This window comes from Acinetobacter sp. 18QD2AZ41W (genome assembly GCF_009829025.1).
In the GTDB taxonomy this organism is placed as follows: domain Bacteria; phylum Pseudomonadota; class Gammaproteobacteria; order Pseudomonadales; family Moraxellaceae; genus Acinetobacter; species Acinetobacter pseudolwoffii.
This window is the reverse complement of record NZ_WURP01000004.1, coordinates 87439-101852: the sequence shown is the minus strand read 5'-3', so window position 1 is coordinate 101852 and position 14414 is coordinate 87439. Positions and strand designations below refer to the sequence as shown.

Sequence of the window (14414 nt, the reverse complement as noted above, 5' to 3'; positions counted from 1 at the left end):
TGGTTAAAAGCGTATCTTAGTGATGCGCTTTTTGCTTTTGGGAAGAGGGGGGAGTTGATGGACTCAAATATATTAGCCGCTACAATTGGCGTGATTGGAGGATTTTTAGCTTCACTCTTATTATTCTATCTAAATAGGTTTTATACCAATTACGATAAAAGAAAATCAGAAAAAATCCTACGAGAAAAATTATTGTATCGTGAGAAAGATAGTGAATTAGAGGCAGATCAAAATTTTATTTTTTCTTTACCTGACTTGAAAAGAGGTGTATTTAAACTGTCATATCAATTGGGATAGCGAAATTGCTCTTAATATGATGAAAGGTAATGAAGACTTAATCTGGTTTTTAAGATTCTGTTGGCTGAGCTTAGTAAAATTTTTTCCTCAAGACCATTTTTCAACAGAAGGACATGTTAATTATATTGATAAATTTATCATGGATAGGGCTAACTATCATTACTCTAGATTAGACTGTAGTGACCCATTAAAAAGTGGAAGTATTTCAAAAATAAAGTTAGGATCTTCGATAGCAAAAGATATTGATCAACTAATTATAGACTTAGTAGAACAAATTCTTCATTTTGAAAATCCTAGAAAAGAAAAATGGTTTCAAGAGTGGAACTCAGTAGAGTCTATTTGATTTTTATAAATTATTAGAATATAGATGAATAATGTATCCTCCATTGATTTGTTTTGAGTAGGTCATTAAAAAAGAGAACGGACTTAAAAACAGGACTCTGCTAAAATTTCCTCTTTCTATTTTAGACAAAGTTTAGCCTGCTTAAACGAGCAGGGTGACAATAAAAACTCCCATGCAAAACATCCAAACCCAAAAACTGACCCGTGCCACACTCATGTTCCCGCTGGCACTGGTTCTGTTTGAATTTTCCGTCTATATCTGTAATGACCTGATCCAACCAGCCATGCTATCGATTACCCGTGATTTTGGGGTAAGCAGTTCATGGGCGCCATCCTCCATGTCCTTTTTCCTGTTGGGTGGGGCATTTGTTGCAGCGATTTTGGGGCCATTGTCCGATCGTCTTGGACGTAAAACCGTACTCTTGGGCGGCGTGGCATTTTTCACAATTAGCTGTTTGGCCATTTTATTGACACCCAATATCGAAAGCTTTTTATTCCTGCGCTTTTTACAAGGCTTTGGACTGTCCTTTATTACCGCCGTAGGTTATGCCGCCATTCAGGAAAGCTTTGAAGAACGCGATGCCATTAAAGTCATGGCACTGATGGCCAATGTTTCTTTACTGGCGCCATTGCTCGGGCCGGTGCTGGGTGCCTTTATGATCGATCATATCTCCTGGCATTGGGGCTTTATCGGCATTGCATTTCTATCATTTTTAAGCTGGTTTGGTCTGAAAGCCAAAATGCCAAACCTGAAAGTCAGTGTTCCGAAGCAGCCGTTTAGCTATATTCTGGATGACTTTAAACAGGTTTTAAAAAATAAACGTTTTGTAATTATGACCGCGGCCTTGCCCTTGGTCAGCCTGCCGTTGATGTTATGGATTGCCTTATCGCCTGTAATTCTGGTCGAGCAGTTTGGATTCAGCAGCGTGCAATATGGTCTGGCGCAGTTTCCGGTTTTGGGCGGCTTGATTATCGGTAATCTGGTTTTGCTAAAAATCATCGATAAAATGCCGCTGGGGAAAACTGTACTCTTGGGTGTGCCATTGATGCTGTTTGGTACAGGCTTATTAATACTCGGTCTGTTTATTCCAGATTATTTTGTGCATTGCCTGATTATCGGCACCACCTGTATCAGCCTTGGTGAAGGCGTAAGTTTCTCGGTGCTGTACCGTTTTGCACTGATGTCTTCTGAAGTGTCCAAAGGTACGGTGGCTGCTACGGTTTCGATTATCCTGATGCTGAGCTTTTTTGTGGTGATTGAAGCAGTTCGAATGGCTTATGAAGCCTATGACATTTGGGCCTATTGCATCGCCTCTTTCATTTTGATTGCATTGTGGTTTACTTTGCCGCGTCTGAGCTTAAAGCAGATTATTTCTGAGCGGAAGGTGAGAGGGGAGTTTTAAAGCTCCTCCTTTTATAAAGGAAGGCTATATCCTCTCTCTAACTTTCTCTCAGAGGGAGAGAGGATTTTAATATCTATTGAAGCTCAGCGACTGGCTGCTCTAGTTTCTTTAATTTCAGATCAAACAAAAATGGCCCAAATGGCAAAATTGAAGCGATCAGGCCCATCAAAAACATGCTGAGCGACCATTTTTGCTTTTCACAGACCGCAAATAACACCACTAAAAACAGCACAAATAGTACGCCATGCCCCATACCAACATATTTCACTAAGATCGGATTATCCATCATGTATTTCACGGGCATCGCGATAAATAAAAGTAGCAGAAATGAAATCCCTTCAAACAAACCGACCAGACGTAAAGTTTTGATGTTCATAAGACATACTGATTTAATTAAATTAACCCTGAGTGTACCCAATATAAATTGAAGATTAAATCTTAAAAATAAAAATATATTCAATATTTATAATGAGTTATAACCGAGTAAAGCAGTGGGTTATTTAGTTTCACGATACTATTATTGATGGCATAACTGCAAAAAAACTTTAAGTTTTCCGACAATAAACTGATCTATTTCAAGAGCAAAAAAGTTATTTAGATACCAACTCTAAAGAAAATTTCATGAAAAAAGACGAGCAGATTGCCCGTCTTTTTCTTTTTATATCTACACTAATCTGTTTAGATCACACCGCATGCAATGCGGTCACCACCACCACCTAATGGTAAGGGGTTGTCAGAATAGTTGTCGCCGCCGGCATGAACCATAATGGCACGACCCTGAAGATCTGCCAGTTTCAAACGTGGTGCAAGCAGGGTGACACGGGCAGTACCGTCAGTATTGACTTTTAATGCAGGCAAATCACCGAGGTGACCGGTCACCGGCGTACCATGATTGGGTGACTGGTTCGGATTGTAATGACTACCGGCAGCCAGTGCTGCACCCATCTTGCCATCTTTCATGGCGGGTGCACATGAACCATTTTCGTGAATATGGAAACCTCGCTCACCGGCAGGGAGCTGTTTCAGGTTGGTACGTATCACCAGACCGGCTGGACTGTCACTGAGTAATACGGTGCCAATCTCTTGACCTACCCCCTCAGCGGTTACTGCATTTACAGTCACGGCTTTGACCAGTTCATTCGATGGAGAAGTCGAGGCGCAACCTGTGAAAAGTGCAGCACTGAGCGCACAAAGTGTGGTAATTTTAAACAATGAAGACATGGTATTGGCATCCTGATCTTTATTCTGTTTTGTAAATCTATTGAAACAGAGCAAGATCAGAAGCTCTATATAGAATCAGTACTTAAATGTTTTGTTTTGTTTAAGTCGATTCAATCTGTGCTTTAAGGTGCTTTGGGCGGTGTGTCTTCGGTCTGTGGATCGATGTCATATGCCATGGTGGCTTTAGGCATCATTAAGGGTTCATTCAAATTACTTTCATGTAACCATTCACGCCAAATTGCCAGCAAGACTGCAAGAATCACTGGACCAATGAAGACGCCGACCAGACCAAAACTGGCAATACCGCCCAGAACACCAAACATAATCAACAGGAATGGAATTTGTGTTGCGCCAGAAATCACCAGTGGACGAATTACGTTGTCGGCCGTACTGACAATACAGACGCCCCAAGCCATCACCCCAATCGCCTCAATCGTCTGTCCCTGTGAAAAGAGCCACAGTGATACTGCACTATAAGCCACTGGTGGGCCGAAAGGAATCAGGGCGAAAATAAAGGTCACAATGGTCAAGACCATCGGATTCGGTACACCCGCGACAAAATAACTCAGACCTGCCAATAAAGACTGGGCAATTGCAGTCAAACCAACGCCATAGACCACCGCACGTGTAGTGGCAGAAATGGTAGAAAAATAATGATGTACACGTGGCCCGACCACCATCTCAAAAGCTTTACGCACCTGATTTAAAATGGTCTGACCATCACGGTAGAAAAAGAACAGCGAAAGTATCGCAAAACACAATTTAAAGATATTTTTACTGACTTCATTCAATACCACTTTGCCGTAATTCAGATGACCTTGAATCCAGCTCGAGATCGATAGCGCGATACTGTTTGGATCGGTATTGATTTCATTTAAAGTTCGGCTAATTTCCTTGCCGACAATCGGAAGGCCACGAATAAAATCCGGTACATCCAGATGACCGGAAAAGACCTGTCGCTGCAATTCAAAATACAGATTACGACCTTCATGCTGCAACATAAAAATGGCGAAGATAAATGGCAGACCAAACACCAGAATCACGGCCAGAATCATCACGGTTGCACTCAGCGTTGGCCGATTGCCGCACATGCGTAACACCGACTGATACAAGGGCCAAGTCATATAGGCGATAATCGCTGCCCAAACTACAGGGATGATGAAATATTTGAGTATATGAAAACTCAAAAAAATCAGGATAAAGAACAATCCAAATAATAAGACTTTTTGTAATGTAGGCGCGTACTGTTGCACTGAATTTAATGGCTCATTTTTTAGGTCGTGTTCAGGCATATTAACTGAAAAAAAAGCGATCGAAAATGACGGCTTGGTAAGTAGCGTGATTATTTTCCCAAAGCAGTGTTAGGATTCAGCGGACTGGCTTAAAACCACTGACTGGGATCATCGATAATGGCATTCAGCACCGGTTGCCATTGATCCTGTAATTCCCGATAGATTTTTTGAGGTTTATCAAAGACTGACAGACCTTCCATAGCCAGACGGCTATAAGGTGCACGTTCTGAAATCCAGGCCACCGGCTGCTGGTCGATCTTGTCAAAAAACTGCTGTATGTCCTGATTGCTGGCTGCATTTGCTTTGGTGCGATTGGCCAAAAGTAAAATTTCAACCTTGCCCTTACGGATGCGTTTGATGTCCTGCAAATGTTTGAGAAAACGGCGGGTCGAATCGATATCAAAAAAAGAAGGCTGGATCGGGATGATAATCGCATGTGCTTCACTGATCAGCTGTTCGGCATGATCATCGGTCAAAGCACCTGGTGCATCAATAATCAGGTATTCGATCTGCTTCGGTGCATCACCAATGGACTTGCTATTGCGCCAGTCCAGACTTTGGATCTGTGCTGCCTGTGCCGGACGATGCTTGAGCCATTGCAAAGTTGATTTCTGGTTGTCGGCATCGGCCAATGCCACCTTATAACCCTTTTGTGCGAGTGCTGACGCCAAACTAATAGCTGTCATGGTCTTACCACAACCGCCTTTCTGATTCGCAACTAAAATTGTTTTCATGACTCAAGGTGATTTTATTCTGTTCCGGCCTAGCATATCATTCTTTTCAAGTATGCAAATGGCCGAAGTCCTCAACTTCAGTCGAATGCGATGCTATAAAAATCAGGCAAATTAGGAAGATTGAATGTCCATATGGATGGCCATGCTGATTGGCACATGTATCGGGGTGGTATTGACCACTATTATTTTAAGTCAGACGCGTAATGGACGGATCAAGGCCGAATATGAGCAATATATTGCCGAGCTGGAACTGGAGCATCAGCAGTCCCTCATTGCCGCGCAAAAACGCAGCGTGAATACCAGCCGTGCCGTTCTCAAAGGAAAAATGGCGGAACAGCTCGCGCCGATCATGCCGGAATTTCAATATCTGCCGAGTGATGCTAAGTTTCTGGGTGATCCGGTGGATTATGTGGTCTTTGATGGCTATACCGATTTTCGTGATGGCGAAGGCGACGCTGAAGATATTGAAGTGGTTTTGATTGACATTAAAAGTGGCGGAGCACGTCTGACCAAAGGCCAGCAAGCCATTGCCCGTGCAGTTCAGGAAGGGCGGGTGCGTTTTGAAACCATCCGGATTGATTTCGATGATTGAGCACAACCAAGGAAAGAATAAGAAATTATGCAGAAATTACTGATCACTGCGCTGCTGTTTATGCTGGGACTGTGGGTCTGGAATGAGTTTTTTCGTGCGATCCCACATCTGGAAGAACGAGGTGTCTTGAAAAACTTTTCGGTAGAGCCGATTCAACCCATTTCAGCTACATTTACTGTGCATGATAAACGTTTCGTTAAACCGAATCGTCGTGTCTTGCATCAGGCCAGCCCTATGGTTGGACATTTTAATGATCTGGCCTATGTCAGTAATATCGATGTGCTGTTGCTCAGCCAGTCACTGCCAGCCATGCAGGCAACATTAGCATTTGATCAAGCAAAACGCTGTTATCAAATCGAGGAACAAATCAGCCAGGCTGAAGCTGAATTTCTCAGCACGCATATCCGGCATTTTAGTCTGATCGCTGCCAACGAGAAAATTGCCAATCAGATTCGCAGGCTAAAATCAGGGCAGAAGATTACACTCAGCGGTGATCTGGTCACAGTACATTCAGGAAGCACGGGACAGGAATTTCAGGTGGGTACAGGCTCGGAATATCATGCCCATTGTCAGTTGCTGCGTGTGACTCAGTTGCAGCAACATTAACGGCAAAACGAAAATAAATTAGCCTTGCGGTTTACGCAGTCGAGCCAGCAGCATACGCTGGCCAATCTTCGGAATCCCTGCGGCATTGATATAATTCAATTCTTCAATTTCAAAACCAGTTTCCAGTAAGGCAGTTTCAATATCCCGGTTTAAATGACAGCCATCTGCGACTTTCTTCTGAATCGGGGTGAGTAAATGCTGCAGGCGCTGGATATTTAAATTTTGTCGATTCAGCACATGTTCGACCACATGCAAGTAACCACCCGGTTGTAGCACCCGATAAATCTCACGCAAACTTTGGCCGAGGTCAGCAATACTACACAGTGTCCAGGTCGAGATCACATGTTCTAGACTATGTTCTGCAAAAGGCAATGCTTCTGCGCTGGCCTGAATATATTCAACCTGAAAAGCAGCCTGCTGGATGCGCGGTTCTGCCAGCTTGAAAATGGCCGGATTGGGTTCTACGGCATAGACCAGATCTACTTCTTGATAGAAAGGCAGATTCAGCCCTGTACCAAAACCAATTTCCAGTACTTCACCAGAAATGTTCAAAAGCAATTCACGGCGTAAATCCATCAAGGACGGCGTTTGCATCACCTGATTTAAAAGGTGCGGAAAGATGTGTTGTTGATAAAGTTGATACAGCATTTGGGTTATTTTAATTTAATCTGAATGTATTTTAGCTTAACTGAAAAATACAATATTCGGGAATGCCCAAGCTGACTAAATACACCCAGTTTGTTACCAAGTTCAACTGTTTATTCATTAAAAAATACGTAAGATCAAGGAAGATATCCTTAAAACGTTTGATCAACTCGATTAGGATTAGATTAAAAATGATGTTCAAACACTTTAAACATTATGCTTTGTTGGCCGGTTTGTTGCTGCCTATTTCCAGCTATAGCTCGGTCGATCACAATATTGCCAAAGGTTTGCCACCTGTGGTCAAAGGACAGTCGATTTCCGTCTTGCAGCCTTTTAAAGGTGATTTCCGTATTTTGGGTTCCAAAGTCTATAGCGCTGATCCGCAGGCCAAATTCTCTCCGATTGATTATGCGGTGAGTTGGGGCCTGTTTGCTGAACCTGAAATTGCCCGACATATTAGTGTCAATCAATATGACCGTTATCTGAACTGGAAAATGGATCGGGTGCCCGTGCCGGTAGAACAAGCCAAGCAGATGGTGTCCAATATGCATATCATTCCGGCCAATCCTGAAATTGCCAAGGCCATTAAAAAGGTAAAACGTGGCGATCTGGTGCGTATGCAGGGTGAGCTGGTTGAAGTGCGTGATAAAGATCTGGTCTGGACTTCTTCATTGACCCCGACGGATACCGGTGATGGCGCCTGTGAGGTATTCCGTGTCAGTTCAATTCAGTGGATTGAACAGGTTGGGAAAAGCTAAATTAAAATTTGCTATTTAGATGCCTATAAAAAACCGCTCTTATGAGCGGTTTTTTATACTGATAAACTGCTTATTTAGCAGTTAAAGCCTGACCTTCAAATGCAATGCCATCCCAGCCATTTTGCATAAACTGGCGGATATTCTGATGATCGCTGGCTTGAGGCGTCGCTTGTACAGCTGCATAGTGCTCGGCAAACAGGCTTAAGGTTTGGGCCTGATCCAGCCCATTGAGTCGTGCAAAGGCAAAAACTTTGGCGCTGCCTTGGTTTTCAGTGGTCGCATTGCTCTGCTGGCCATTTTTAAATGCAGTCGGGGTATGGGTATAACGCGCTTCGATATAGGCAATCACATCTGCAAATTTTGCCTCACCTGCGGCCAATTGTGCCAATAAATCTTGTGCCATGCTGTTTTCCCTTTGCAATCAATAAAAATTCGATGCGATGAATATAGCAATTTTCTTGCGAAGTTCCATGGTATTTAATAGGTTTTCAGTTCAAGATAATCATGAAAATGATTCATAATTAATTTGAAATTTCGGATCAAATCAACTGGATCAATAAATAGAATAGGAACGTATATGGGCTGGCTTTGGGTGGCAATCGGCGGGGCAGTGGGTGCCAGTTTACGGTATGCAGCAGGGCTCTGGTTGCTAAAACCACAGATGCAATTTCCTTGGCCGACCTGGTGGGTCAATATTCTGGGCTGCTTATGTGCAGGGATCTTTTTTGCCTGTAGCCAAAAATATCCAATGCTGCAACAGGAAGCACGTCTGTTTTTAATGGTGGGGATACTGGGCGGATTTACCACATTTTCCAGTTTTGGTCTGGAAAGCTTTCAGCTCTTGAAACATGGCGCCGTAGGTTTAGCTCTATTGTATGCGCTGTCGAGTGTAATTGTTGGAATTATCGTTCTGGCGCTGGGTTTTTACTTGACTTCACTGGCTTTGGCTCAAAGCTGAAACAGACATAAAAAAGTCAGGAAACTGGAGGTTATTTCCTGACATAAACCACGATTTGAAGATCAAGATAATCGACGGTTTTTAGTTTTAGCCACGTTTAAAGCGGCCAAAACGTTTATTAAAGCTTGCCACGCGACCTTCATTGCTGGTTTGACGCTGCTCGCCAGTATAGAAGGGATGAGAAGCACTTGAAATATCAAGCGTGACATAAGGATATGTTTTCCCCTCATATTCTTTAGTCTGGCTAGAGTTCATTGTGCTGCCAATCACAAAATAAGTATCGGCATTGGTGTCATGAAATAACACTTCACGATACGCTGGATGAATATCTGGACGCATATATAATTCCCTCATGATTCTTAATGAAATGTTATAATGTAACATTTAATACTTCAAGTTATCTAGAGTTACAGCGTGTAAGCCTTTGGGGTCAAAATTAACCTCGACTCGGCACCAGTTCTTCAAATACATCACTCAGATCATCATGAACTTTTAAATGAATCAGGTTCCAGTATTGTCCTGAAATCGTCCGGTTCACCATGAGCGTATCTGGAGATGGCTTAAACACATCCCAATATTTTAGAGAAGGTTTGAGCAACTCCATGCCATCATGATGGGCCGAGTTTTCAGCAAAATCATAATGGGTGACCAGTGGACGCATCAGAACTTCCAGCCATTGTTCATACAATTCAGTCGGGAATTTTCCGGTTTCAGTCAAGGAATGCAGCGCATCTAACTGTTGCTCGATCACGGGAATATTCTTCTCGCGTGCGGCATGAATAAGTTCCCGGAAATGCCCAATCACTTCAGTCGAAAGAGTCTTAACGCCACCATAATCATAAACAATCACAGAGCCATCTTCACGAAAGGCAAAGTTGCCCGGATGCGGGTCACAGTGAAAGCGTTTCAGATAAAAAATTTCCTGACCAATCGCACGCAGCAGACGGCGCCCTAAGGCATTGCGGGTTTCCTGTGGCCAGGTGCTGGCGGTTTCAATACTTTCTCCCATTTCCTGACTCAAGGTTAGAATATGCCGTGAAGAATATTCATGAAAAACCTGTGGAATCACAATTTTATGATCCAGTGACTCATGGAAAGCGCGGGCAACTTCCAGGTTCTGAGCTTCAATTTCATAGTTGAGCTCATTGTCCAGACTATGCTGAATTTCTTTAAATAACTGATCCTGAAGTTTACGGTCAATCTTTAAAACGCCCATCATACGGAGCGCCAGACGTACCTGTTTCAGGTCACTTTCACAGGCTTCATCGACCCCCGGATACTGCACCTTGACCACCACTTGCTGGCCATTGGGTAAAGTGGCTTTATGTACCTGACCAATCGATGCAGCGGCAAAAGGCTGTTCATCAAACTGTTGGAATAATTGCTGTAAAGGTTTGCCGAGTTCCTTTTCAATTTGCGCCTGAATGTCCTTAAATGGCATGGGCGGTGCCTGACGTTGCAATTTGGCAATGGCTTTGGCAACTTCGGGTGGAAAAATATCTTTATATTGCGAGGCGATCTGACCAACTTTCATGACCGCGCCTTTCATTTCTCCCAAGGTATCCGCGATTTGTATACCAATATCCTGAAATAATTTGCTGCGCGCAGTATTTTTTTGCTCTTCGTCGGCAGTTAAATTTTTAATTGAATTGGATAGGGTTTTACCTGCAATACTTGCGGTCATTCCGGCAAGTTTCATAAAGCGACGACCGGGTGTGCTAGCCGTTTTTGCCATGCGAGATTCCTTGAAACCAACAATTATTTGATGTATTTGATCATAGGTGACAAAGATTCAATTGCCTAGATTTAATTGTAGAGGTTGTGTTGTGATTTTCTTTAACTTCTCCATCTTTAGTGCATGATCTTTGATTTATCAGAAGATTTTTCTTCCTTCCCTGTACTTAAACCAAAACAAGATTCCTGAATACATCATTGTTTTAGGTCAGGCTGCGTAATCATACTAAAGGTTGTTTTAGTCCCAAAAGTATAAATAAAACAACTCGCAGTAATGAAGAAAATTCAATGAAAGTCTATCGATATTTTATTGCTCAAGATGATGTGCATTTTTGTGGGCGTATCACTTAAACCTTAAATACATAATCTAAGCTAGATGATTCACCCACCATGCGCTTTAATGGCACGGAGGTGATTGTAGAGCCGCTGCTGATCAAAGATGTGATAGACGAATCAGAGATTTCCAAAGGATTAAAAAATGCACTGGATCCTGAATCGCAGCGCATTTTCCAGCTTGAATTAATCGGCTGAACGCATTGAGTGGTCGAGACTTAAACGTTTATTGTTGCCATATAAACGAGCTAATAAAAGTACACAGGCCACACTCAGACCCACAATCAGGCCAACCCAGACACCGGCTGCGCCCATGTCGGTAAAGCGGGACAAATACACCCCGACCGGGAAGGCAATCACCCAGTAAGCCAGCATGGTGATCCACATAGGGCCTTTGGTGTCCTGCATCCCACGCAGACAACCTGCTGCACTGATCTGCCAGCCATCCATCAGTTGATAAGCAATCGCAAACAGAATCAGATAGACCGCGATTTGGGTCACGATCATATCCGAGGTGTAGAGCGCCACGATTTCATTACGGAACGCCCAAAGCAAAATCATGGTCAGGATTGCCAGAATAGTGGCCGTAATCAGGCCGAGATATTGCACTTTACGCATTGCCTGCCAGTTCTGCTCGCCATAATAGGTGCCGACCCGAATGGTCAGGGCAATCGCCAGTGACATTGGAATCATAAATAGCTGTGAGGTCACTGAAATGGCAATCTGATGCGCCGCAACAATGGTTTCTCCCAAAGGGCTGAGCACGATCGCCGCAGTACTAAAAATACTAACCTCAAAGAAAATCGCCAGTCCGATCGGCAGGCCAAGCTGCAAGATGCGTTTCATCCATTCCGGGTTGATTTTTTCCCAATGAGTAAACGGCTGGGTGCGTTGATAGGCTTTATTCTTAAAAATATACAGTGCCAGAGTAATGACCATTAACCACTGTAAAATTGCCGTAGCAAAACCACAGCCGGCACTACCCAAGGCTGGAACAGGGCCAATTCCATACATAAATACATAGTTCAGTGGAACCAGCAACACCAGTGCCAATAGGCTGATGACGGTCACCGGACGTGGATGACCAATCGCTTCTGAATAGCCACGTAAAGCGGCATACATAGTCACTGCCGGCATACCAAAACCAATTGCATGCAGGAATAAACCGGCTTTGGGCTGCAAGCTTTCCGGTACACCTAAGATTGGTAAAGTCGCTGGCAACAGCTGCAAAATCAGGCCAGCAATAATCCCCAGAATCAGGGCCACCCAAAGTGACTGACGGGCAATGGTGGCAATTTTTTCAGGGGTACGTGCGCCATTCGCTTCAGCCACCAAGGGTGTCGTGGCAATCATGATACCGCTAAACAGCAGCATCACCGGAATCCATAGACCCACCCCGACTGCAATTGCTGCAAGATCGGTCGCAGACAGATGACCTGCCATAATGGTATCAATCAGGCCCAAACCTGCTTGGGAAAATTGGGTTACCAGAATAGGTAACATCAGATGAAACAGTTTTTTTAATTCAAAACCAAAGGTCGTAACCGGTGTAACATTCGACACAAAAATTACTCATCGTGATCATGTGCTTAAATAGAGGGGTTTAGCGTTGTAAAGTGAGAAGCACACCAATAAAAATTACTCCGCCGCCTAAAAGACGTTGCCAGTTAATCGGCATTTTTTCGTTGCCCAATAAACCCAGATGATCGACCAGCATCGACATGGCCATCTGACCAAAAATAATCAGGCCGCTAAGCACCAGAAAGCCAAGTTTGGGGGCTGCATAAATGCTCATACTAATCGCGTAGACACCCACGATGCCCCCAAGCCATAAATACCAGGGAACATTCATTAATTCCTGTACACCGGGTTTGGGATTGGACTGAAAAAGTACAATCACAGCGAGCACTATTGTACCAATCAAAAAGGAAAAAAATGCAGCTTGCATAGGAGAATATAAATATTCTTTCAGTTGCGTGTTAATTGCGGTTTGAAGCGTCAGCAAAACACCAATTGCAAAGACTAAAGGAAGTAAAATAATCAGTTGAGAAGATATTTTCATAATTTTAACTGTCTAATTCTATTTGAGTTTTTAGATATAACCCGGTGATCATTTTAATTTTAGCAGTGTTGCTGTCGAGTCATGTTAAAATTCAGCTATATCTTGTAGTCGTTTTTGAGTAGTTCTTTGGCTGAATTGAATCCTGCTGTTATCCCATTGTCTTTATATATTCATATGCCATGGTGCGTGCGCAAATGTCCGTATTGTGACTTTAATTCGCATGCTGTTCCTGATGGTGAATTATCACTGGAACTAGAACAGGAATATTTACATGCCTTGGTTGAGGATTTTAAAACGCAGGTCGATTTTGCCCAAGGCCGCCAGATTCATACTGTATTTATTGGTGGCGGTACGCCGTCGCTGATTTCTGCTCAAGGTTATCAATGGCTATTTGATCAGTTGCAAGCCATTATTCCCTTTGCAGAAGGCTGTGAAATTACGCTGGAAGCAAATCCTGGTACGGTAGAGCATGACCCATTTGCAGGTTATTTGCAGGCCGGCATTAACCGTTTGTCGATTGGGGTGCAGAGTTTTAATACTGACCATCTTAAACGCTTGGGTCGGATTCACAGCAATGAAGATGCGATTTCTGCGATTGGATTGGCGCGTGAAGCAGGCTTTCAACGAATTAATGTCGATTTAATGCATGGCTTGCCTGAGCAGACTTTAGATCAGGCCTTGCATGATTTAAAACTTGCGGTAGAAAATGGCGCGACACATATTTCCTGGTATCAGCTGACGATTGAACCGAATACGGTATTTTTCCGTACCCAACCTATTCTACCGGTAGATGATGTACTTGAAGAGATTCAGGAGCAGGGCGAAATTTATCTCAAAGCTCAAGGCTTTATCAATTATGAAGTTTCTGCCTGGCGTAAAGAACTACCTTCAGCGCATAACCTGAATTATTGGCAATTCGGCGATTATCTGGCGATTGGTGCGGGTGCACATGGCAAAGTGACTCAACCTGATGGCGTATATCGTTTCCAGAAAACCCGCTTACCTAAGGATTACTTAGCCAAAGTACCTGCTGAACATTTGCAGTTTAAGCGTATTGAAGCTGAAGAGATGCCATTTGAGTTTATGATGAATGCGCTACGCTTAAATCAGGGCGTAGAGGCTAAATTTTATATCGAGCGTACTGGTCAAAGTTTGGATACTTTACAAGATTTATTAAGCTCTTTACGTAAAAGAAAATTAATGATCGATGACCGAAACCGGCTTGCATGTACCGAGCAGGGGCATATCTTCTTAAATTCGGTACTGGAAGAATTTCTTTAACTGATTTTTATTTTCTGAACATTTTTCAAAGACCTTCATAAATCTATATGGGGGGGTTTTATTGTGCAGATTTTACCAGATCAGGAATTTTTAGCTTGGCATAGAGCACACCGGTTTTTAAATCAAACAAATAAGCTTTAAAAGCTAGAGTTGAAT

At 43.1% G+C, this 14414-nt stretch carries 18 protein-coding genes and 1 pseudogene; 9 read left to right on the top strand and 10 right to left on the bottom strand.

From position 1 onward, the window contains the following. Positions 1-57 precede the first annotated feature (57 nt). The 3 genes from GVV58_RS15650 to GVV58_RS08025 all read left to right on the top strand — a co-directional run bounded on the left by GVV58_RS15650 (position 58) and on the right by GVV58_RS08025 (position 2042). On the top strand, positions 58-297 hold the full coding sequence (locus GVV58_RS15650; protein WP_005094237.1) for a hypothetical protein: 240 nt from the start codon (positions 58-60) through the stop codon (positions 295-297). 16 nt (positions 298-313) lie between these two features. Then, positions 314-640: a hypothetical protein gene (locus tag GVV58_RS15645; protein ID WP_252721262.1), complete on the top strand. Its 327-nt coding sequence runs from the start codon at positions 314-316 to the stop codon at positions 638-640. Between the two features lie 172 nt (positions 641-812). Further along, positions 813-2042, top strand: a complete 1230-nt coding sequence (locus tag GVV58_RS08025; RefSeq protein WP_005168783.1) for an MFS transporter — start codon at positions 813-815, stop codon at positions 2040-2042. Between the two features lie 73 nt (positions 2043-2115). Here GVV58_RS08025 and GVV58_RS08020 read toward each other — a convergent pair whose 3' ends face one another. The 4 genes from GVV58_RS08020 to GVV58_RS08005 all read right to left on the bottom strand — a co-directional run bounded on the left by GVV58_RS08020 (position 2116) and on the right by GVV58_RS08005 (position 5289). After that, positions 2116-2418 (bottom strand): DUF3817 domain-containing protein, encoded by a 303-nt coding sequence (locus GVV58_RS08020; RefSeq protein ID WP_005094233.1) that lies wholly within the window; start codon positions 2416-2418, stop codon positions 2116-2118. A gap of 302 nt (positions 2419-2720) precedes the next feature. Next, positions 2721-3263, bottom strand: a complete 543-nt coding sequence (gene sodC / locus GVV58_RS08015) for a superoxide dismutase family protein (RefSeq protein WP_159516294.1) — start codon at positions 3261-3263, stop codon at positions 2721-2723. A 122-nt stretch (positions 3264-3385) separates the two neighbouring features. Then, a complete protein-coding gene (locus tag GVV58_RS08010) occupies positions 3386-4516 on the bottom strand; it encodes an AI-2E family transporter (RefSeq protein ID WP_171502636.1) in 1131 nt (376 codons plus the stop codon). A gap of 128 nt (positions 4517-4644) precedes the next feature. Then, positions 4645-5289: a ParA family protein gene (locus tag GVV58_RS08005; RefSeq protein ID WP_159516292.1), complete on the bottom strand. Its 645-nt coding sequence runs from the start codon at positions 5287-5289 to the stop codon at positions 4645-4647. A gap of 124 nt (positions 5290-5413) precedes the next feature. Between GVV58_RS08005 and GVV58_RS08000 the strand changes: the two genes are divergently transcribed. Beyond that, a complete protein-coding gene (locus GVV58_RS08000; RefSeq protein ID WP_159516291.1) occupies positions 5414-5881 on the top strand; it encodes a Holliday junction resolvase-like protein in 468 nt (155 codons plus the stop codon). Positions 5882-5908: 27 nt separating this feature from the next. After that, positions 5909-6487, top strand: coding sequence for a hypothetical protein (locus GVV58_RS07995; RefSeq protein WP_100357833.1), 579 nt, complete (start codon positions 5909-5911; stop codon positions 6485-6487). Positions 6488-6505: 18 nt separating this feature from the next. On the opposite strand, the gene GVV58_RS07990 is transcribed toward GVV58_RS07995, so the two are convergent. After that, entirely contained in the window at positions 6506-7135 is a 630-nt protein-coding gene (locus GVV58_RS07990; RefSeq protein WP_159516290.1) for a class I SAM-dependent methyltransferase, read from the bottom strand. A 191-nt stretch (positions 7136-7326) separates the two neighbouring features. Here GVV58_RS07990 and GVV58_RS07985 point away from each other — a divergent pair, with 191 nt between their 5' ends. Beyond that, entirely contained in the window at positions 7327-7890 is a 564-nt protein-coding gene (locus tag GVV58_RS07985) for a hypothetical protein (protein WP_034608360.1), read from the top strand. A gap of 70 nt (positions 7891-7960) precedes the next feature. Here GVV58_RS07985 and GVV58_RS07980 read toward each other — a convergent pair whose 3' ends face one another. Then, positions 7961-8293 (bottom strand): HopJ type III effector protein, encoded by a 333-nt coding sequence (locus GVV58_RS07980; RefSeq protein WP_159516289.1) that lies wholly within the window; start codon positions 8291-8293, stop codon positions 7961-7963. A 174-nt stretch (positions 8294-8467) separates the two neighbouring features. Here GVV58_RS07980 and crcB point away from each other — a divergent pair, with 174 nt between their 5' ends. Next, positions 8468-8848, top strand: a complete 381-nt coding sequence (gene crcB / locus GVV58_RS07975; RefSeq protein ID WP_004281556.1) for a fluoride efflux transporter CrcB — start codon at positions 8468-8470, stop codon at positions 8846-8848. 87 nt (positions 8849-8935) lie between these two features. Here crcB and GVV58_RS07970 read toward each other — a convergent pair whose 3' ends face one another. Beyond that, complete coding sequence (locus GVV58_RS07970; RefSeq protein ID WP_005094222.1) at positions 8936-9187, bottom strand: type B 50S ribosomal protein L31; 252 nt, start codon at positions 9185-9187, stop codon at positions 8936-8938. 97 nt (positions 9188-9284) lie between these two features. Further along, on the bottom strand, positions 9285-10583 hold the full coding sequence (locus tag GVV58_RS07965; protein ID WP_005094220.1) for an AarF/UbiB family protein: 1299 nt from the start codon (positions 10581-10583) through the stop codon (positions 9285-9287). Positions 10584-10870: 287 nt separating this feature from the next. Here GVV58_RS07965 and GVV58_RS15640 point away from each other — a divergent pair. Beyond that, positions 10871-11113, top strand: a pseudogene (locus GVV58_RS15640) (DUF1737 domain-containing protein). Here the strand turns inward: GVV58_RS15640 and GVV58_RS07960 are convergent. Beyond that, a complete protein-coding gene (locus GVV58_RS07960; RefSeq protein WP_074383596.1) occupies positions 11102-12478 on the bottom strand; it encodes an MATE family efflux transporter in 1377 nt (458 codons plus the stop codon). The pseudogene GVV58_RS15640 and the gene GVV58_RS07960 overlap by 12 nt on opposite strands. Positions 12479-12518: 40 nt before the next feature. Further along, positions 12519-12977 (bottom strand): DMT family transporter, encoded by a 459-nt coding sequence (locus GVV58_RS07955; protein WP_005094208.1) that lies wholly within the window; start codon positions 12975-12977, stop codon positions 12519-12521. A gap of 126 nt (positions 12978-13103) precedes the next feature. Here GVV58_RS07955 and hemW point away from each other — a divergent pair, with 126 nt between their 5' ends. Next, entirely contained in the window at positions 13104-14258 is a 1155-nt protein-coding gene (gene hemW / locus GVV58_RS07950; RefSeq protein WP_159516288.1) for a radical SAM family heme chaperone HemW, read from the top strand. Positions 14259-14414 lie beyond the last annotated feature (156 nt).